This is a genomic window from Marinobacter sp. AN1 (assembly GCF_026013985.1).
Lineage (GTDB): Bacteria > Pseudomonadota > Gammaproteobacteria > Pseudomonadales > Oleiphilaceae > Marinobacter > Marinobacter segnicrescens.
Genome location: NZ_CP110342.1, coordinates 584,733 through 603,381, shown reverse-complemented (window position 1 = coordinate 603,381; position 18,649 = coordinate 584,733). Strand labels below are relative to the sequence as shown.

The following is an 18,649-nucleotide window of genomic DNA, read 5'->3' as shown; positions in this document are numbered from 1 at the left end:
GGCCATCATGCAAACGGCCCTACAAACACTTGCGCAAATACACCCAAAAGGAGTGTGACAGTCAGCGCTATTATCAGTACGGCTTTCAACCAGATATCAGTTCTAGCCACCACGACATTCCCTTGCCTGTACATCGGCACAACGAGGCGCAGATAAACTGCCAGCGAGAGTACGCTATTGATGATCGCCACCACTGCCACCCAGGTGTACTGCACGTCGATGGCTGCGGCAAACAAAAGGAACTTGCCGACAAAACCCGCCAATGGGGGAATCCCAACCAGCGACAGCAAAAAGATCACCATAGCGATGCCAATAAGCGGTTGAGATCGACCCAATCCGTCAAAATCGCTCAGAGTCCGTCCGGCATTGGCGGCAACTGCGAAAGCGCCCAGGTTCATGGCCGCATAGGCTGCGGCAAACAGGATGATGGATGGCAGCGCAAGCTCACTTGCGCCGACTGCGAGGATGCCCAGAAGAAAATAGCCGGATTGGGCAATCGACGAATAGGCAAGCAGCCGAATCACGTTAGTCTGAGCAAGCGCGGCCAGGTAGCCATAGGTCATGGTCAGAACAGCCAGACCGGCGATGATGGCGGTCCAACCACTTTCCGGGGGTAGATCGCGAACCACCTGAGCGAGTGCGAACAGAGCACCGATCTTGGGCACCACTGACAGGTAGGCCGCTATTGACAGTGGCCCACCCTCATAGGCATCTGGCGCCCAGAAATGGAATGGAACCAGCGAGGCTTTGTAACCCAGACCGACAACCACCGCCACCAACCCAAGAAGAACCGCCATTGGCATGGTATCCATACCAGGAAGATCCGCGAGTAACGTGGATCCCGCAGCGCCGAACCAGTAACTCAGGCCGAAAATCATGATCGCACCTGTGACCGAGGCGAACACGAAAAACTTCATGGCGGCCTCAGTGGCAGGGTCGGTATCCGGGTAGGCAACCAAGGCAAAGGTGGCCAGGCCCGTTAATAATGTGCCCAGTATAAGGAACATCGTATCACCCGCACCTGCCAGAACGAGCGCGCCAATGGTGGCAAAGCACAGCAGACTGTAAACCGTGCCCTCTCGCACGGTGCCTCTCACATCCACTCTCGCCAAAAATATGGCGAGGATGGTGGCCGGCAGCAGAATGAGTTTGGCCCACACACTGAGGTCGTCAACCCGGAAACTGCCACCAAACACCGTTGTGTCCTCACCAATCAGACTGACGGTCAGACCCGTGGCAACGATCAGACCGCTAACTGCGACCAGCAGCGCAATTTGCGGCCGGCGCAGCATTTCCGCGACCAGCGCGCCGACAGCCGTCAAAAGGACGACAATTTCCGGGATTAATAATGCGAGATCACGGCCCATTACAGCACCAGTGCCGATGTGGTCCGGTGAATGATGGCCAGCACCCAGGATGGCGCCACGCCGGTCGCGACGGTGAGCACCAGCAGTGGCGCCACGGCAAGCCATTCCCGCGTACTCAGGTCCGGCATGGCCTGCCAGCGCTGCCGGGGCTCGCCCAGAAAGGTTTCGCGCAGTGCCTTGAGAAAGGTGCCGGCAATAATGGCAATGCCCAGAATCACAACAACCGCGGCAGGCGAACCACTTAAAGTGGCAAGAAATATCTGAAACTCGGCCGGAAAGTGTGCCAGCCCAGGCAATCCCAGAGATGCAAAGGCCGCCAACACAAAGGTCCAGCCGAGCATCGGAACCGTTTTGAGCAACCCACCCAGTTCGCCCATTTCACGGGTATGGGCGCGGTCCTGGATCATGCCCACCAGCAAGAACAAGGCACCGGTAACCAGTCCATGGCTGAACATCTGCAATACCGCCCCGTCCAAAGCAACAGTTCGCACTGAGGGATCCAGAGTCAGTGCCGCCACGGCCACACCGACGATGACATACCCCATGTGGTTAACCGAGGTATAGGCGACCAGGCGTTTCAGATCACTCTGGGCCAGAGCGGCAAAAGCCCCATAGAGCGCGCTGACAACACCGAGAATCAGAACAACAACGCCCGCTTCACGGAACGCATCGGGGGTCATTTGCAGAGCAAATCGAACCAGCCCGTAAGTGCCGAATTTCAGCATGACGCCGGCGAGGATGACGCTGCCGACGGTCGGCGCCTGCACGTGTGCGGCGGGCAACCAGGTATGCAGGGGCACCGCGGGGATCTTTACCGCAAAGGTGATCAGCATAGCGATCAATGCCCACATGGCCGCCGCGCCCTCCAGGGGGGGATTCTCAATCCAGGCTCGCATGTCGAAGGTAGGTTCGGGGCTGCCCAGATAAAGCCCGAGGATAGCAAGCAGAAGCGGCAGACTTCCCAGCAAGGTGTATATAAAAAACATCAACGCTGCCCGTTGCCTGTCTTCGTGGCCCCACCCGGCGATCATGAAATACATGGAGACAAGGGAAACCTCGAAGAAGACGTAGAACAGGATACCGTCGAGGGCTGTAAAGGTACCGATAGACGCAGTTTCCAGAAGAAGTACCAGAGCAATATAGGCGCGCGGACGTTCACGAAGCGACGACGTATAGATCACAGCAACCAGGAAAAGAACAGCGCTCAACAGCACCAAAGGCAGACTGATCCCATCAACTCCAACCCGGTAGGCGGCACCGATGGCTGGTATCCATTGCAGCTCTTCGACCTGGGAAAAGCCTGCACCGCTCGCACCCTGAAACCACATGGACAGAGCACCGATCAGTGTAAGGGCGGCGGTAATAATCGCTATGACGTGTACCGTACGCGTTGCGGGCTTCGGAAGACACAGAATCAGCACCGCGCCGACCAGCGGCAAAAACAGGGTGAGCGAGACAAGTGGTAACATGAATATGGGTTTCCTCTAAAAGCTCGTCGATGAAGCAAAAAGCAGAACAGCCAATGTGACGGCGATTGCGACCGCACTGATCGCCAGGCTATGATGGATAAAGCCGCTTTGGAGGTTTCGGGCTAGCGCACCCAGTGCACGCACAGCCGCCACCAGGGCGAAAATCAGGCCGTCGATACGGCGTTCATCTCCAAACCGCACATAGGTCGCGACCCTCAGGCTCACCCTGCCCACGCAAAGCACAATCTTGAACAAGCCCCGCTCCGCTCGCTCGCTCGCAGAGGCAAGGAAGAGACCGGCGCGCCCAAGAGAAAGCACAGCTTCATACAGACGCCCTTCCAAACGCTCACATCCTCGGGCCACAGCCATTGCGGGCCTACCGACCCAGACCGTAAGCCCACCGCCAACGGAAAGTCCGCGTCGCGCCCACGGATAAACCGGCCCTAGCAGGCGGGGAGCCGGCACGAGCCAGCCCAGGCCGAGGCCGCACGCGGCAGCAAGAAGCCCAAGGAGCACGGCCAATGTGCCTGCGGTGACGGCGGGCAGATCAAGAACGGCCTCGATGGGGCCGAAGGCCAGGCCGAGAATCGTGGCAGGGACCGCCAACCCCCAAACGCCCAAAGTCATCCAGGCACTACCGGCAAACGGGCGGGTTTCTCCGGAGCCTCGCCATAGCAGGCACAAGGCCCGGGCCATATAGCCGCCGGTCAGCAGGGCACCGGCCAGCGCCAGGGGGCCGAGCCAGGCGGTGCCCTGCGCAGACAGGGCGGCGGCGATTACCGCGTCCTTGGAAAAGAACCCACTCAGTGGCGGGATACCGGCCAGTGCCAGCGCTGCCAGCACAAAGCCGGCAAAAGTCCAGGGTCTGTCACGACCAACACCCTCCAACTGATCGAACCCGGTACCCCCGCGGGCATGCTGGAAGTCTCCGGCGGCAAGAAACAGGGTGCTCTTGATGGCGGCGTGGGCGAGCAAATGCAGGAGGGCCGCCAGCGGAACGCCGGCTCCAACCGCAACCAGCATCAAGCCATATTGACTGGCAGTGGAAGCGGCAAGCAGGCGTTTGAGATCACGCTCGGCAAGTGCAATAACTCCGGCCGCCACCGTGGTAACGCCGCCGACAAGTCCGACGACGAGCAACACCTCCGGTGTCAGCAGCGGGGCCGAACGGATCAGCAGGATGGCACCCGCCGCCACCAGGGTGGCCGAGTGCAGCAGCGCCGAAACCGGTGTCGGCCCCGCCATCGCGCGCATAAGCCAGTCCTGCAAGGGGACTTGGGCCGACTTACCCATGGCGGCCAGCAGCAACAAAAGCCCCGCGGCAGTCGAGGCACTGCCGCCGGCCTCCAGGGAGGCGGCAATCTCGCTGGTACCGGCCGACCCAATCAGCATAAATACCGCCACGTACAAACCCAGATCGGCGCTACGAGTGTAGAGGAAGGCGCGACCGGCGGCATCCGCGGCCTCGGGCCGCTGGAACCAAAAGCCAATCAGCAGGTAACTGCACAAACCGATCAACTCCCAGACCGCCAGCAACAGAACCCAGTCGCCGGCCAGCACCAGCGACTGCATAGCGGCCAGGAACAGGGACATTACTGCGTAGAAGCGGCACAGACCGGACTCCCGCTTCATATATCCGACTGCATAAATCAGCACGAACGTGCCCACGGTGGCCACCGCCACCGCCAGCAGTGCTGTCATAGGTCCGGCGACCAATCGAAGTGGCATTTCCGGCAGACCGGGCAGAAGCAGGGTTTCGGTCTGCCCGCCGGCGACCCGGGCCAGTAGCCAGAGGCTGCCGCCCAGACTTAACGTCGCCCCGCCGAGGGCCATCGTCGCGAGGCCCCGGCGCAGAACCAGCAACGCCAGGGCGGCGATCAGTGGTGGCAATATCGGTAGAAGCACTGCACTCATCCTTTCAGGTCCCCGGCTTCTTCCATTTCAACCGAGCCCTTGGCCCGGAAACGCGCAATCGCGACACCGAAGCCAACCGCCATTTCGACCGCCATGACGGTCATCACCACCAGCACGAACATCTGGCCGGAGTAGCTTTCGGGGTGCAGAAAACGCCAGAAGGCGACCAAGTTCACCAACGCGCCTGCAAGAATCAGCTCCACCCCCATCATGATCATAACCAGATTGGTCTGGGACAACGCGCCATAAACACCAATACCGCACAGGATTGCACCGGTTACAAGCGCCACGATCAGGACGAGAGTCATTCCGTATCCTCCTTGTCAGCACTATTGGCCGTCGTTTGCACCGGTATCGCCACCGCCGTGGCCGCAATCATCGCGGTCAGAATAGTGATACCGGCGGTTTCGAAGATCAGCATGGAGCGACCCAGCAATTCCATGCCCAGCGCCCGTGTCTGCATCGCCGCATCCGGCGCCTCGGCCGTTACAGGTCCCCAATCGGCCCAAAACGCGACCACTATCGCAACACCGGCAGCGACCACGCCAGCGCCAATTGAAAAGCGCTTCTGGTGGGTCATATCCATGCCCCCCATCCCGCCCGGGTCCATCATGAACATCACCATGAAAATGGCCATGATGCTCATCTCCGTCGCCATCATCATGATCTGCAGCACTCCCAGGAATTCGGTCTGCATCGCCAGGAACATGCAGCCGACGGCCGTCTGTGAAAACAGCAGAGCCAGCGCGGAACGAACCATGGACGAGGTGCGAAACACCACCACGCCGAAGCCGATGGCAGCCAGCCCGAAAACAGCAACGAAAAAAGCCTGAGCGTACATTAGGGAACCACCAGAACCAGTAAACCGACAACAATGATATTGAGCAGGGCCAGGGGTATCCCCAGGATCCAGCACCACCTCATCAGATCCGCCTCGCGAATGCGCGGCAGATACCGACCCGCCAGGAGCATCGACACGGCCACGGCCAGGGTCTTGATCAGGCTCCAGGCCCAGGGCGGCAGCAGCGGCCCGTGCCAACCGCCGAGGTAGAACACCGTGGTCGCGGAAGCCAGCGTGATCACCAGCGTCAGCCTGGCCAGGCGCAACACCGCCAGGCGCACGCCGGTGTATTCCGCGTCCACACCCCCGCCCAGTTCCCCGGGTGCGGTTGGCAGATCAAAAGGCGCACGAAACGCCAGCGCCATGGCGGCAATGAAAAACAGCACGAAACCAAGCGGCTGATAGACAATGTTCCACAAGCCGTCTTGGGAGACAACGATCACCGTGGTCACCAGGGATTCGGCGCGCATCGCCACCGCAGTGATGGGCATGACAATAAGCATGGCGTAGGCGATGAGCTGGCCAAGGAATCGCCAGCCGCCGATCATGGCGTAGGCGCCATTCGGGCCCCAGCCGGCCATGATCAGCGCCACCAGCACATAGGCAAGCGCCGCGTTGATGAACAGCGCACCGGTAGCCAGATCCGCGATCACCAAGGTCGGCGCCAGCGGCAGAACCGCCGCGCCAAGCACCGCGACGATCAGCAGTAGCACCGGCGCCGTCTCGAAAAAGACCCGGTCCGGCGTACGCGGCACAATGGATTCACGACCGAGGTATGCCAAGCCGCTGAGCAGAGTCGCGGTCAGACGCAGGCGGCCGGTTGTCGTCCAGCCTTCGATCACGGCGAGCAGCCAGACACTACCAAGCAACGCAACCAACACGACGGCAAAGTTCACACGAGCACCTCCCAGGGCGATAGGTCAAGTGATCCGACCGCCACCAGTGCGTCACCCAGCTCCCGGCCCTCCACAAGCGTTGCCACCAGACCGATATGGTGATTGCAGGCGGTGTCCAACCTGTAGGATTTCACCTGGCCGTGTTCCAGAATCAGGCTCAGTTGAGCCTCGCCGCGCGGGGTTTCCACGGTGGCCTCACCGGTGCCTGATCCACGCCCGATGTTTCGCAAAACAGGTAGCCCCGGCTCCCCGGTTGCCTTGATGTAGTCGAGGCTCGTGATGATTTCGTCCAGGCGCTGCCACAGGCGCGCCCAGGCATCTCCGGCGTCGTCAGCAGCGCGCGCCACGGGGCCACTCAGGCCCGCAGTGCCCGATGGCAGTATGCCGATCCCCTTCAATCGCGATTTGAGCAAAGGCGTTCGCCCAAGACGAGCCGCCAATGCATGCAGAGCGGGCGTCAGTTCCAAAAGCCGTTTTCCACTGGCGCGGCGGATCTCCAGTTGCAGGGTTGCGGCACGATCCGTCAACCAGGCGAAGCCGAGCTGGCGCCCCGTTTGCGCCAGCCAACCCAGGTGACTGGCGATGCGCTCACATTCAAGCGCCACGGCCCGGGCCTGATCGGTTGCCGAATCGTTCTCAAGACCAGCCGCCCGCTCGATTGCCAGGCAGGCCAGCAGTCGGTAGCTCACGCTGGCCAGTGGCATGGCCGACGCCAGGCGCTCGATAAAGGTCTCGGCGTCGATCTCCTTGCCTTTTTCACTCTCATTGATCATGCCCACCAAGGATGTGGCCTGTCCTTCTGTTACGCCGTCACCGTCAAGAGTCAGCGTCAACTTGAGCCCACCAGGCAGACCGGGGAAAACCGGACCGAACGGCACCTCCATCCAGTCCATCGCCAACCCGTCGGCGCTACGAGGCAGGTCCTTGGTCACTTCAATCATGGACATGAATCCCGAGGCGCCGTGGTCATGCCCACCATGATCATGACCACTATGACCGTGACCTACATGATCATGGCCACCATGTTCGTGGCTATCATGACCGTGCTCACTGTGATCATGCCCCGAATTTTTCTCCTCCGCGTCGCCGTCGGACTCATCGTGCTGGTGCTTGTGTCCGTGATCATGATGGTTTTCGTGCGAGTGCTGATGACCCTCGTGCTGCTCATGATCGTGCTCATGCGAATCATGATGTTCATGGCAGTGACCATGATGACGTTCTTGTTCATGGTGTTCGTGCTGCTGCGCATGATCATGATGCTGGTGTTCGTGCTCATGGTGCCGGTGCTCGCGATGATCGTGCCCATGGTCATGGTCATGCTCGGGGGCCGGCTCCCCTGCCTCCCGGGCGACCAGGTCCATGCCACACTTGGGGCAACTACCCGGCTCGTTCTGGACAACTTCCGGGTGCATGGGGCAGACATACTCGATCCTGGCGTGCAGAACAGCGGCGTCGAAATCCTCGGGAGAGGAGGCAAAAGCGCCTTCCGCCAGCGCCCGTCTCAGCCGGTCAACCGCGTCGGTCAGTGCCTCTTGCGAGATACCTGAGGAAACATCGGCGCCCGGTAAAGATGACGGTACCGGTCCGCCCAGCACAAGGATGGCGCGCGGCCGGGGCATCTGCGCGTAGAGCACCGCCACGGCCTCGCTCATTTTTTCTGAAAGCCCTCCAATGACCAGAAGCACACCTGAATCGCGAGGTGTGGAGGTGATGCGCATACCTGTCGCAGCAACGTCCAAGCCGCACGCCAACGCTACTTCCGGCCCCGGGATGATCAGACAACTCAGGTCGTGCGCCAAGGCACGAGAGACCCACTTCTGAAGCACAGAGACTCGTTTCAGCCACTGACGTGAGCCCGTATTGCGGATTTCTGGATTAAAAGTCATTGCCGCCCAAGAGCCCCTTGGCTCCAGCCGTAGAGCAAACCAAGAAAGAGAATGGCAAGGAACACCCCCATGTCATACAAAGCAACCAGCCCTACTTCCCTGTATACAACGGCCCATGGGTACATGAACGCCATTTCCATGTCGAAGGCCAGAAAGAGCAGCGCGTAGCCATAGTACCGTGCGTGATAGCGGCCCCAGACCGGATCCCGGGACAAGGCTCCGGAACTCGCCGGTACATCCTTGCCCGGTTCACTGCGTGTAGGACCAATGGCACGGGCAAGCCCATATAGGGCCAGAACGGTAGCCGCAATGCCGAGCACCAGGGAAAGCAACAGAGCGTATTGCTCTAGAACACTCATCATTAAACCTCCAGGTCAAATAACTCAGTGTGCCCTACACGTAAATTGACCCCGACCGCGCATGCCATAACCTCAGACGGCGGATGTCAGGCGGAACAGGCTGCTTTTCTCATCCATCCACCGGCCTATCGGTGGTCCCTTTCATAGCGACGCCGCAGCAACATGGAGTTGCCAATGACGGAGAGCGAACTGACAGTCATTGCCACCACACCGATCATCGGGTGCAGCAACCCGGCAGCTGCTATCGGAATGGCGGCGGCGTTGTACCCACTTGCCCACAACAGATTTTCAACGATCTTTTTGAAGGTGGCACGGGACAGCACCATGGCATCAACGACACCAGACAGTTCCCCACGGACCAGAGTAACGTCCGCGGCTTCTATGGCCACATCCGCGCCGGCGCCTATTGCAATACCCACATTCGCCTGTTTCAGAGCCGGGGCGTCATTGATCCCATCACCCACCATGGCGACGTGGTTGCCATACTTTTCCTGAAGCTCCCGGATGGCATCAACCTTGCCCTCTGGCAGCACTCCGGCACGCACCTCGTCAATGCCGACTTCGCGGGCAACGGCCTTGGCAGCACGCTCGTTGTCACCGGTAATCATCACCACGTAAAGCCCTTGCTGGTGCATGGCCTGAATGGCCGCAACCGATTCGTCCTTGAGCGTGTCGGCAACCGCGACGATGCCAAAAGCCTGGCCTTCCCGGGCAACGATGACGGCGGTTCTGCCCTGGTTCTCAAGGTCTTGAAGATTCTGATCCAGAGCTTCCAGCCCATTAACGCCATGTTCTTCAAGCAGAAGACGATTACCAATCAGTACGGTTTTCCCATCGACCGCACCCGATACACCCCGGGCGCCAGTGGAGCGGAAATCAGCAACCCTTCCGGGCTTTATACCTCGCTCTCTGGCCCCGTCCACGATGGCACGGGCAATGGGATGCTCGGACGCATTTTCCACCGTTGCCGCTAGCTCCAGCAGTTCGGTCTCCTCGACTCCTTTGGCCGTTATCACGTCCGTAAGCTTCGGCTCGCCCCGGGTGATGGTGCCGGTTTTATCCAACACCATCACTTTGACATCCTTGAAGGTCTGTATCGCCTCACCCGAGCGAATCAGGATACCCCGCTCGGCACCAACGCCCGACCCCACCATGAGTGCAGTCGGCGTTGCCAACCCCAATGCGCAGGGGCAGGCAATCACCAGCACGGCGATCGCGGCAAGGATAGCCAACACCGGCGTGGCAGCCATCGGGTCTACCCACGGCAGGAAACCGGCCCCCCACTCGAGGACTGGCCGGAGCGAATCTGCGGCCAGCAACCAGGCAACAAGACTGCCCAGCGCGATAATCAGAACCAGCGGCACGAAGCGACCCGTCATACGGTCGGCAAATTCCTGAATAGGCACCCTGGACCCCTGGGCCTCGTCAATCAACTTCACAACCTGGGCCAGAAAGGTATCACCCCCGACACGGGTGGCCTTGACCCTCAGGCGGCCTTCCTTGTTGATGGTGGCGCCGATAACCGTGTCTCCCGAGCTTTTATAGACAGGCACCGACTCTCCAGTGGCGATGGATTCATCTACATGGCTCTCACCTTCCACGACTTCACCATCCGTAGGCACCTTGTCACCGGGCCGGATGATCATGACATCGCCGGGCGTCAATTCCTTAACGGGAATTTCGACCTCCTCCCCTCCCCGCTCGACACGAGCCGTCTTAGCACCCAGAGTAAGCAACTTGCGGATAGCTTCTGAGGCCTTACCCTTGGCCTTTGCTTCCAGATACCGCCCAAGCATATGGAAGGTCATGATGGTGGCAGCCATTTCGATGAAAGAGGTCATCGGATAGACAAAACCCACCAGTCCGATCAGGTAGGGAGGCAGGCTGCCCATGGAAATCAGCACATCCATGTTGAACGTGCCGTTCTTGAGTGAACGCCAGGACGCCTTATGGGTCGCGGCCCGCCATAAAGGAAAACCACCGGGAAGCCTAGCGCGGCAACAATTACCAGATACCCTGGAATGGACTGCCAGAACATATGAGGCATCATCAACAACATAATCAGTGTTGTCGGAATCGCAGCGATCCAAAACCTTCGTAGGGCCAGCTTCAGGTAGGCTTCCTCAACGGCGGAGTCTTCCTCCTGGTTGGTCTCCCCCTCGAGAGCGATGGCGGCCACGTCATAGCCGGCACCCTCTATCAGCTTTTTCAACTCATGCTCTGACGGCCCTTCAGGGCCGACCACTACGCTTACTGTGTGGTTCGATATATTGGTTGACGTGCTCTGCACGCCATCGTGTCGTGCCAGCGTGCTTTTAATAATGCCCGCGCAATGGTCGGACCCCATTCCAGGCACCGTCACCCTGAGCGTGGTCGCACCAACTTCCCTGACTGACGCCACGTCATAACCAGCCCCTTCCACAGCGCGTTTGACGGCATCCCCGTCAGGCCCTGATGCTAGAGAACGGACACTCACTCTGTGTTTTGCGATATTCGTCTTTATTCCATCAATACCATCCAGGCGGGTAATTGTCTTACTGATAATACCCGCGCAGTGATCTGACCCCATTCCCGGCACAATTAACTCAAGCTCCCTTAGCCCGGAAGATGCCTGTTTTGCCGCGCTGCCCATCAGGATCTCCCTTCACTGTCTCTTTCAACTGGCCAATCCGCGAACGCGATGAAATAGAGTAGAGCGAGATTGACGATGGGTATCAGTATCAGCACGCCCATCCACCCCGGAAAACCGGTCCGCTGGCAGATACGCCAGGCGGGAATCACCACTGCAATGGCGATCACCAGCATCCACAGCCAGTGCCCGGCCCACATGGTGTTGCCAAACATGTTTTCCCCCCATCATGATACTGCCCTCCATGTTGAATTCCGATTACTGGTGACCGTGAGCATGGGATTCCTCGTGGCCGTTTTTTTCGGCTGCTGCAGCCCTTTTCAGGAAAAGCTGCCCGGATACCGCGATCACGATCATCGTGACAACCGCCACGCCAATGACAAACGGGTCGGTATTCAGTTTGACCCAGACAAAGCCGCCCAGCACGAGCAAATCCAGACCGATGGCCGTTGCCGGCACCCACGCCCTGGCCTTCACATCGTCGCGCAGGTAGCGAAGCACGCCCCAATGGATGGCAATGTCCATAACCAGGTAGAACACGATACCCAGGGCGGCAATCCGGGAGAGGTCAAAGAAGGCTGTCAGAGCCAGCCCCAGGACCACAGTGTAGACCAGCGTGTGCTTCTGGATGCTGCCCGGCATACCAAAATGACGGTGAGGGACCAGTTTCATTTCAGTCAGCATGGCAAGCATGCGCGAGACAGCAAAAATGCTGGCCAGAATGCCACCGGAGGTGGCCGTCATGGCAATGGCGACCGTGAACCAGAGGCCATAATCCCCCAGCGCCGGACGCGCGGCAGCCGCAAGGGAGTAATCCTGGGTCTTGATGATTTCCGCCAGGGACAGGTTGCTGGCCACGGCAAAACCGACCAGGGTGTAGATCACCACGCAGGCCGCGATGGAAATAATGATTGCTCGCCCCACATTCCGCTTAGGATCTATGACTTCGGAACCACTGTTAGTGATAGTGGTGAAGCCTTTGAAGGCCAGTATTCCAAGTGCCGTCGCACCCAGGAAATTGCCTGCGGTTCCGGCCTCGCCCGGGCTTGAGAAATCCACCGCCAGGCTGTCGGCAATCCAGACACCCACCAGCCCGAAAACCAGTATACCGCCGATTTTCAGAAACCCGATAAAGGAAGCCACGCCCTGAATCATTCGGTTACCGAGCAGATTGATCAGAAACGCCGCCAGGATCAGCGACACACCCAGAATGGGCACCATGCGGCCACTGTCATCCCCGCCGAAAAGTTGCATGGTGTAAGAGCCAAAGGTCCGGGCCAGGAAGCTCTGAGCGATGACCATGGAAAAATACATCAACAGGGCGTTGAAAGCCGTTGGCAGCCGGTTTCCGTAAGCCTTGTGCAGGTACATGCCGATACCGCCGGCGGACGGGTAGGCATTGGAGATCTTGATGTAGGAATAGGCGCTGAAGCTCACAATCACAGCCGCAGCGAGAAAGGCCAGCGGGAAAAGTACGCCGGTCATCTGGGCCATCTGCCCGGTCAACGCAAAAATACCGGCGCCAATCATGACGCCGGTACCCAGCATGACGGTTCCGGGCAGAGTGAGGCTGCCTTCCTGATAGCGAGTGGTTCGATCTTCCTCCCTGCTCATTCACTCTCCTCTTATTTTTTCATGGGTGGAATTTTGGAACAGCAGAACGGCTCGTGCTTGGCATTCGCCCGCACGTTGTCGTCGGTAAACCGGTACCAGGCCAGTTTGCGCCGGGTCCACCATCCGGTTTTCAATCGGCCACCGCAGGCCTTGACCAGTTCCAGTAATTCATCGACAGACCAGTGGGTTCCGTCATATGTCACCCGCAATGTGCCATTCGGTTTACGCTCGGCGAAATCAACGCAGGGGTGGTGGTTAAGATCGTGGATGAGATCCTCCCACTGACCTTCTCCCATCCCCTCGATGGCCAATTTCCGGCGCAACAAAAACTGTTCCTGATTGGTTGCTTTGTGTGCTTTGGTCATGGGGCGACACCTCTCTTCCAGATAACTTCTCCCTGTATCAAAACACTTCAACCTGAACTGCGACTGAAAATGGACACATGCTTTCGGTGAATTTGAGTTACATCAAATCATAGACGAAAAAAGGCCATGGGTTTCCCCATGGCCCGTTAGCATCAACGTCAGAAGGCGATTCGAGCGCCGATCACAGCAAACCAGTCTTCTGTGCTTCCGCCGCCGGTTTCAGCTAGATCTGCGGTATCGCCGTATTTTCGTTCATGCACCACACCGACATAGGGTGAAAAGGCGCGATCAACCAAGTCATAACGCAGACGCAGCCCAGCTTCGGTGGAGACCAGACCTTTGCCAACGCCAATTTCACGATCCTCACTGAACGCGACCGTCGCATCCAGTGTCGCCCCTAGGATCCAATAATTGGTTAGCAATAATTCATACTCTGCGTCCAGTTCAGCGGACGTCTCACCTTCATTGCTCACATACAGGTTGGCGTCAACCTCAAACCATTGCGGTGCAAGCCCAGCGACACCCAACACGGCATAAGTGCGATCCGGTCCTTCAGGGGTGTCGAAGCGAACACCCGCTTTGGCATCGAAGAACTTGGAAATGGGGATCTGGCCGACCAACTGGTTTTCCAGTGTTTCGTAGGCCTGCTCCTCTATCTCGTACTCCCCGGTTGTGAGCAGCCGGACTTTAAAGTCGTCGGTGCCATAGAAGGCATCCGCATTCCAGACGCCCAGCTCCTCGTCATCGTCGCTGTAGCGGTACTCAAATTCCTCGAATTGAACGCCCCAGGTTGTGAGCGGCTGTTTTCGAGCGGTCGTGTCGGAGATCATTTCCTGAGCTGTCACCGCCGTTGAGACACCAATAGAGGCAAGGAAGCTAAGTGCGACAATTGATCGAATACAGCTCATACCTCACCTCCATCTTTGGCAATCACGTCTGTTTTGGCCTGCGTCGACTCTGGCCCACCTTCAACAATGACCTTGCGGAACATACCAGCGGTCGCGTGATAGGACAGGTGACAGTGGAACGCCCACTGACCGGGCGCGTCGACCTCGGTTTCCATGTAAACCGTGGTGCCTGGCTGCACACTGACCGTGTGCTTGATCGGGTTCCATTGGTCTGCACCAACATCGAGAATGGACCACATACCGTGCAGGTGCATAGGGTGAGTCATCATGGTCTCGTTCACGAATTTGAAGCGAACTCGCTCACCGTATTTGAGACGAATTGGGTCTGCGTCTTCGTACTTGACGCCATTAATGCTCCAGGTGTAACGCTCCATATTACCGGTCAGGCGAAGCTCTATTTCCCGGGTCGGTTCGCGGTCTTCATACAGCGGATCCTGAGCCTTCAGGTCAGCGTAAGAGAGGAACTTGCCGCCATTGGCCGCTGTGGGCACAAGGCCACTTCCCTTGGCATAAAAGGGATCGCTTGGGCCTTCTTTTCCCATCACCATGGAACCGTGATCCATGCCGGACATACCAGAGTGATCCATGCCTTCCATGTTGGAATGATCCATTCCTTTCATATTCGAGTGGTCCATTCCCTCCATCGAAGAATGATCCATTCCGCCCATCCCCTCTGAGCTGCTCATATTCATGTCGCCATGATCCATTCCGGCCATGCTGCCATGGTCCATGCCGGCCATACCGCTCATGTCAGCCATGGTCAGGCGCGCCGGTTCGCGCAGTTGCGGCACGGCCGCTTCCATACCCTCTTCAGGGGCCAATGTTGCCCTGGCATAGCCCGAACGCCCCATGGATTCAGCAAAAATGGTGTAGGCCTGCTCATCTTTCGGACGGACGATCACATCGTAGGTTTCCGCCACACCGATCCGGAACTCGTCCACACTAACCGGCTGAACGTTGTTGCCATCTGCCTGCACAACCGTCATGTCCAGACCGGGGATCCGGATATCAAAGTAAGTCATCGCCGAAGAGTTGATAAAACGCAGCCGAATGCGTTCGCCCGGCTCGAAGATCCCTGTCCAGTTTTGGCTTGGTCCTTTGCCGTTGATCAAGCCCGTAAAGCCATGGATATCCTCAACGTCCGCTTTCATCATCCGCATGCCACCCCAGGCCATACGGTCACTGACGGTGTTCATCAGGCCATTTTTTGACACGTCCGAGAAAAACTCGCCAACGGTTTGCTGCTCGCGGTTGTAGTAATCCGGCATCATTTTCAGGTTGCGCATGATGCGGTCACCGGAATGGGGGTGTTTGTCGGTGAGCTGCACCACGTATTCCCGATCGTAGCGAAACGGCTCACGACCTTCAGGCTCAATAACAATAGAACCATAAGCGCCATCTGGCTCCTGGAAGCCTGAATGGCTGTGGAACCAGTAGGTGCCCGCCTGTTGGATTGGGAATTCGTAGGTGAAGGTTTCACCCGGTTTGATACCTGGGAAGCTGATTCCGGGCACGCCGTCCTGATCAAAAGGAAGGATCAAACCATGCCAGTGAATGGACGTCATCTCATCCAGGTTGTTGGTCACGTTGATCTTGACGTTTTCGCCTTCCTTGAAGCGCATCACTGGCCCGGGGGATTTCCCGTTGTATCCAATGCCTTCCTTCACGAAATCGCCGGTATCAATTTTTACCCGGTCGACCGTAAGGTCGTATTCGCCGGCCAGAACCATGGCTGGCATCAGCAGGCTCAAAAGCCCTGTCAAAAAGCGTGGTTTCATCTGTGTTGCTCCGAACTACACGTCATTGAAGCCGGGCCGAGAAACGTGTCTCAGCCCCGCGCTCGCGGACCTCAGTTAAGCGAGTTACTCGAAATTGACCTCACCGTACATCCCGGCCTGATAGTGGCCCGGCACGTTGCAGGCAAATTCGATATTGCCTTTATCAGAGAACTTCCATACCACTTCTTTACTTTGGCCGGGTTCCAGCAAAACACTGTTTGGATCGTCATGTTTCATGGAATGACCATTACCCATATCCATGTTCATCATGTCGTGATTCAGCTTGCCGCCCTGGATGACGCCATGCTCAACCATCATCATCATTTCCTCTTGATGAGCTTCGTGCATGTCGGGAGTGCCAACACTGAACTCATGGACGAGGTTTCCCTTGTTCTCCACCACGAAGCGAACGGTTTCACCCGGCTTTACACTGATTTCTTCGGGTTCGTAGTAGTTGTCGTACATCTCGACAGTTACGGTTCGGCTGGCCTCCGACGCTTTGCCAGGTTCACCGCTTGTAGCGCCGTGCCCGTGGCCACCATCATGGGCGCCAGCCGCAAACGCTGTTGCCGACATTGAAAGCGCCATACCCGCTACGAATAGTTTTGATGCATTCATCTTTCTATCCTCTGTAAAATATTGCTCGAAAAACACTGCAGGATTGAGCCCCAATCTTGAGCAGTGTCCAGAATCGGTTGTTACCTTCTCTCACTAACCTGAATTCTTTCTGAAAAACTCGAACTATTTTCCGTTCAGGCTGAATTCAGGTTAATCAGTCACACTTTCGACCGCGGACCATACATAGAAGGAAAAACTCATGCGTTTACTGCTCGTCGAAGATGACCGCTTGCTTGCTGAGGGTCTGGTCAGGCAGTTGGGAAAAGCAGGTTTCAGCGTTGATACAACTCCCAGTGCCCGAGAAGCCGTCGTTCTGGGTGAGCAAGAGGATTTCCGTGCTGTTGTTCTGGACCTGGGTCTACCTGATGGCAACGGGCTGGACGTATTGAGAAAGTGGCGAACGAATCACGTCAGCTGTCCGGTCTTGATTCTGACCGCGAGAGGCGATTGGCAGGATAAGGTTAACGGCTTAAAAGCCGGGGCAGACGATTACCTGGCAAAACCTTTTCAGACAGAAGAGCTAATCGCACGCCTCAACGCACTCGTGCGTCGAAGTGAAGGAAGGGTCCATGCTCAGGTTAAAGCCGGCCGCTTTGAACTGGACGAAAACCGCCAGAGTCTCAAGATGGACGACGGCGTGGAACATACACTTACCGGCACCGAATTCCGGCTGCTACGTTGTTTGATGAGCCGCCCTGGCCACGTCTTTTCCAAAGAACAACTAATGGAACAGCTTTACAACTTGAATGATAGCCCGAGCGAAAACGTCATTGAGGCGTATATTCGGAGGTTAAGGAAGCTAGTGTGCCGTTCGGTTAATTCGCTGACTCATATTGGTTATAATGAGGCTATCGATCAGTAAAAATAGGTTCCCATTGTGCCCAAGCCAGCAGCCCCGTTTAATCTGACCGTTAACGATCAACTGGAACTTGAAGGCTGGTGCCGAACAAGCACTCTGAGTCAGCATCTGGCTCAACGCGCCAGGATCCTTCTGTTACTGAATGAAGGCGAGACGCCTCAAGGGATTGCAGACTCGCTTCAGGTGAGCACTCAAACGGTCTTCAAATGGCGCAAGCGTTATAGCGAGCAAGGTCTTGAAGGGCTTTATGATGCGCCGCGACCGGGGCAGCCTCGAAAGCTGGACAACAAAACTGTCAAAAAGATTTTAGAAGACACAGTCCATAAGGTCCCGAGAGAAGCCACACACTGGAGTCTCAGCCTCATGGCGAAACATGCCGGAGTGACGCGCTGGCAAGTGCGCCAGATCTGGAAAGCGGCTGACTTAAAGCCGCACCGGCTCAAAACGTTCAAAATCAGCAACGACCCGAACTTCGCTGAGAAAGTGTGTGACGTCGTAGGTCTTTATCTGAATCCTCCGGATAATGCGCTGGTTCTGTCTGTTGATGAAAAGACACAGATTCAGGCGCTCGACCGGACACAGCCAAAGTTACAGCTCAGGCCAGGACAAATTGAGCGTCATACACACGATTATAAGCGCCATGGCACGACCAGCCTGTACGCAGCTTTTAACATTTTGACGGGCGAGGTTATTGGTCGTGTTACTCAACGCCATCGTGCCAAGGAGTTTCTGGATTTTTTGCGACAGATCGACCGAGAAACCCCGAACGATCTGGATCTGCACGTGATTCTGGATAACAGCTCGACTCACAAGACCTCGGAGGTCAAAACCTGGCTGGCCAAGCACCCTCGCTTCAAACTCCATTTCACGCCTACGAGCGCATCGTGGCTGAACGCCGTTGAGGGGTGGTTTGGCCAACTGGAACGGCGCGCGCTTTATCGAGGCATTTTCACCAGCGTTGGTGAGTTGAAGTCAGCTATTAAAAAGTACATCAAGGTCCACAACGAAAAACTGGCCAAGCCATTCCGGTGGCATAAAAGCGCCGAAGCTATTATGACATCAGTGGCGCGGGCAAAGCTGAGCTTAATTGACAATAAGCGCGCGAATTAACCGAACGGGACACTAGTGGGCAGCGAAACCATCTCA

18 protein-coding genes are annotated in these 18,649 nt (G+C 57.5%); 2 read left to right on the top strand and 16 right to left on the bottom strand.

What is annotated here, in order from left to right; all coding sequences use genetic code 11:
- Positions 1-5 precede the first annotated feature (5 nt).
- The 16 genes from LJ360_RS02645 to LJ360_RS02565 all read right to left on the bottom strand — a co-directional run bounded on the left by LJ360_RS02645 (position 6) and on the right by LJ360_RS02565 (position 16,644).
- Entirely contained in the window at positions 6-1,367 is a 1,362-nt protein-coding gene (locus tag LJ360_RS02645; RefSeq protein WP_264995176.1) for an NADH-quinone oxidoreductase subunit N, read from the bottom strand.
- Positions 1,367-2,836, bottom strand: coding sequence for a complex I subunit 4 family protein (locus LJ360_RS02640; protein WP_264995175.1), 1,470 nt, complete (start codon positions 2,834-2,836; stop codon positions 1,367-1,369). The genes LJ360_RS02645 and LJ360_RS02640 overlap by 1 nt, the downstream gene beginning before the upstream one ends.
- A 15-nt stretch (positions 2,837-2,851) precedes the next feature.
- Positions 2,852-4,750, bottom strand: coding sequence for an NADH-quinone oxidoreductase subunit L (locus LJ360_RS02635; protein ID WP_264995174.1), 1,899 nt, complete (start codon positions 4,748-4,750; stop codon positions 2,852-2,854).
- Positions 4,747-5,058: an NADH-quinone oxidoreductase subunit NuoK gene (nuoK, locus tag LJ360_RS02630; protein ID WP_091855030.1), complete on the bottom strand. Its 312-nt coding sequence runs from the start codon at positions 5,056-5,058 to the stop codon at positions 4,747-4,749. Before nuoK ends, LJ360_RS02635 begins: the two co-directional genes overlap by 4 nt.
- Entirely contained in the window at positions 5,055-5,591 is a 537-nt protein-coding gene (locus tag LJ360_RS02625) for an NADH-quinone oxidoreductase subunit J (protein WP_091855032.1), read from the bottom strand. The genes nuoK and LJ360_RS02625 overlap by 4 nt, the downstream gene beginning before the upstream one ends.
- Complete coding sequence (locus tag LJ360_RS02620; RefSeq protein WP_091855035.1) at positions 5,591-6,487, bottom strand: complex I subunit 1/NuoH family protein; 897 nt, start codon at positions 6,485-6,487, stop codon at positions 5,591-5,593. The genes LJ360_RS02625 and LJ360_RS02620 overlap by 1 nt, the downstream gene beginning before the upstream one ends.
- On the bottom strand, positions 6,484-7,434 hold the full coding sequence (locus tag LJ360_RS02615; RefSeq protein ID WP_264995173.1) for a Ni Fe-hydrogenase III large subunit: 951 nt from the start codon (positions 7,432-7,434) through the stop codon (positions 6,484-6,486). Before LJ360_RS02615 ends, LJ360_RS02620 begins: the two co-directional genes overlap by 4 nt.
- 935 nt (positions 7,435-8,369) lie before the next feature.
- Entirely contained in the window at positions 8,370-8,735 is a 366-nt protein-coding gene (locus LJ360_RS02605) for an NADH-quinone oxidoreductase subunit A (protein ID WP_230714665.1), read from the bottom strand.
- A gap of 122 nt (positions 8,736-8,857) precedes the next feature.
- Complete coding sequence (locus tag LJ360_RS02600) at positions 8,858-10,642, bottom strand: copper-translocating P-type ATPase (protein ID WP_264995171.1); 1,785 nt, start codon at positions 10,640-10,642, stop codon at positions 8,858-8,860.
- Positions 10,630-11,364 carry a heavy-metal-associated domain-containing protein gene (locus tag LJ360_RS02595; protein WP_264995170.1) on the bottom strand — a complete coding sequence of 245 codons (735 nt, stop codon included), beginning with the start codon at positions 11,362-11,364 and terminating at the stop codon, positions 10,630-10,632. The genes LJ360_RS02600 and LJ360_RS02595 overlap by 13 nt, the downstream gene beginning before the upstream one ends.
- Complete coding sequence (locus LJ360_RS02590) at positions 11,364-11,576, bottom strand: hypothetical protein (protein WP_264995169.1); 213 nt, start codon at positions 11,574-11,576, stop codon at positions 11,364-11,366. The genes LJ360_RS02595 and LJ360_RS02590 overlap by 1 nt, the downstream gene beginning before the upstream one ends.
- A 43-nt stretch (positions 11,577-11,619) precedes the next feature.
- Positions 11,620-12,975 carry an APC family permease gene (locus tag LJ360_RS02585; RefSeq protein ID WP_264995168.1) on the bottom strand — a complete coding sequence of 452 codons (1,356 nt, stop codon included), beginning with the start codon at positions 12,973-12,975 and terminating at the stop codon, positions 11,620-11,622.
- A gap of 11 nt (positions 12,976-12,986) precedes the next feature.
- Entirely contained in the window at positions 12,987-13,340 is a 354-nt protein-coding gene (locus LJ360_RS02580) for a hypothetical protein (RefSeq protein ID WP_230714673.1), read from the bottom strand.
- A 158-nt stretch (positions 13,341-13,498) separates the two neighbouring features.
- Positions 13,499-14,248 (bottom strand): copper resistance protein B, encoded by a 750-nt coding sequence (locus tag LJ360_RS02575; RefSeq protein ID WP_264995167.1) that lies wholly within the window; start codon positions 14,246-14,248, stop codon positions 13,499-13,501.
- Positions 14,245-16,026: a copper resistance system multicopper oxidase gene (locus LJ360_RS02570; protein ID WP_264995166.1), complete on the bottom strand. Its 1,782-nt coding sequence runs from the start codon at positions 16,024-16,026 to the stop codon at positions 14,245-14,247. Before LJ360_RS02570 ends, LJ360_RS02575 begins: the two co-directional genes overlap by 4 nt.
- A gap of 84 nt (positions 16,027-16,110) precedes the next feature.
- Positions 16,111-16,644 (bottom strand): cupredoxin domain-containing protein, encoded by a 534-nt coding sequence (locus LJ360_RS02565; RefSeq protein WP_106761014.1) that lies wholly within the window; start codon positions 16,642-16,644, stop codon positions 16,111-16,113.
- A gap of 199 nt (positions 16,645-16,843) precedes the next feature.
- On the opposite strand from LJ360_RS02565, the gene LJ360_RS02560 reads away from it, so the two are divergent.
- Together LJ360_RS02560 and LJ360_RS02555 are read left to right on the top strand one after the other, a co-directional pair.
- Positions 16,844-17,506 (top strand): response regulator transcription factor, encoded by a 663-nt coding sequence (locus LJ360_RS02560; RefSeq protein ID WP_264995165.1) that lies wholly within the window; start codon positions 16,844-16,846, stop codon positions 17,504-17,506.
- A 15-nt stretch (positions 17,507-17,521) separates the two neighbouring features.
- Complete coding sequence (locus tag LJ360_RS02555; RefSeq protein WP_264994393.1) at positions 17,522-18,613, top strand: IS630 family transposase; 1,092 nt, start codon at positions 17,522-17,524, stop codon at positions 18,611-18,613.
- Positions 18,614-18,649 lie beyond the last annotated feature (36 nt).

What these genes read in the sequence shown, in the direction of transcription:
- LJ360_RS02640 (WP_264995175.1), bottom strand. Translation starts at nt 2,836, where the DNA reads ATGTTACCACTTGTCTCGCTCACCCTGTTTTTGCCGCTGGTCGGCGCG.
- LJ360_RS02615 (WP_264995173.1), bottom strand. Translation starts at nt 7,434, where the DNA reads ATGTCCATGATTGAAGTGACCAAGGACCTGCCTCGTAGCGCCGACGGG.
- LJ360_RS02635 (WP_264995174.1), bottom strand. Translation starts at nt 4,750, where the DNA reads ATGAGTGCAGTGCTTCTACCGATATTGCCACCACTGATCGCCGCCCTG.
- LJ360_RS02580 (WP_230714673.1), bottom strand. Translation starts at nt 13,340, where the DNA reads ATGACCAAAGCACACAAAGCAACCAATCAGGAACAGTTTTTGTTGCGC.
- LJ360_RS02600 (WP_264995171.1), bottom strand. Translation starts at nt 10,642, where the DNA reads ATGGATGTGCTGATTTCCATGGGCAGCCTGCCTCCCTACCTGATCGGA.
- LJ360_RS02585 (WP_264995168.1), bottom strand. Translation starts at nt 12,975, where the DNA reads ATGAGCAGGGAGGAAGATCGAACCACTCGCTATCAGGAAGGCAGCCTC.
- LJ360_RS02605 (WP_230714665.1), bottom strand. Translation starts at nt 8,735, where the DNA reads ATGATGAGTGTTCTAGAGCAATACGCTCTGTTGCTTTCCCTGGTGCTC.
- LJ360_RS02575 (WP_264995167.1), bottom strand. Translation starts at nt 14,248, where the DNA reads ATGAGCTGTATTCGATCAATTGTCGCACTTAGCTTCCTTGCCTCTATT.
- LJ360_RS02625 (WP_091855032.1), bottom strand. Translation starts at nt 5,591, where the DNA reads ATGTACGCTCAGGCTTTTTTCGTTGCTGTTTTCGGGCTGGCTGCCATC.
- LJ360_RS02560 (WP_264995165.1), top strand. Translation starts at nt 16,844, where the DNA reads ATGCGTTTACTGCTCGTCGAAGATGACCGCTTGCTTGCTGAGGGTCTG.
- LJ360_RS02645 (WP_264995176.1), bottom strand. Translation starts at nt 1,367, where the DNA reads ATGGGCCGTGATCTCGCATTATTAATCCCGGAAATTGTCGTCCTTTTG.
- LJ360_RS02570 (WP_264995166.1), bottom strand. Translation starts at nt 16,026, where the DNA reads ATGAAACCACGCTTTTTGACAGGGCTTTTGAGCCTGCTGATGCCAGCC.
- nuoK (WP_091855030.1), bottom strand. Translation starts at nt 5,058, where the DNA reads ATGACTCTCGTCCTGATCGTGGCGCTTGTAACCGGTGCAATCCTGTGC.
- LJ360_RS02590 (WP_264995169.1), bottom strand. Translation starts at nt 11,576, where the DNA reads ATGTTTGGCAACACCATGTGGGCCGGGCACTGGCTGTGGATGCTGGTG.
- LJ360_RS02595 (WP_264995170.1), bottom strand. Translation starts at nt 11,364, where the DNA reads ATGGGCAGCGCGGCAAAACAGGCATCTTCCGGGCTAAGGGAGCTTGAG.
- LJ360_RS02565 (WP_106761014.1), bottom strand. Translation starts at nt 16,644, where the DNA reads ATGAATGCATCAAAACTATTCGTAGCGGGTATGGCGCTTTCAATGTCG.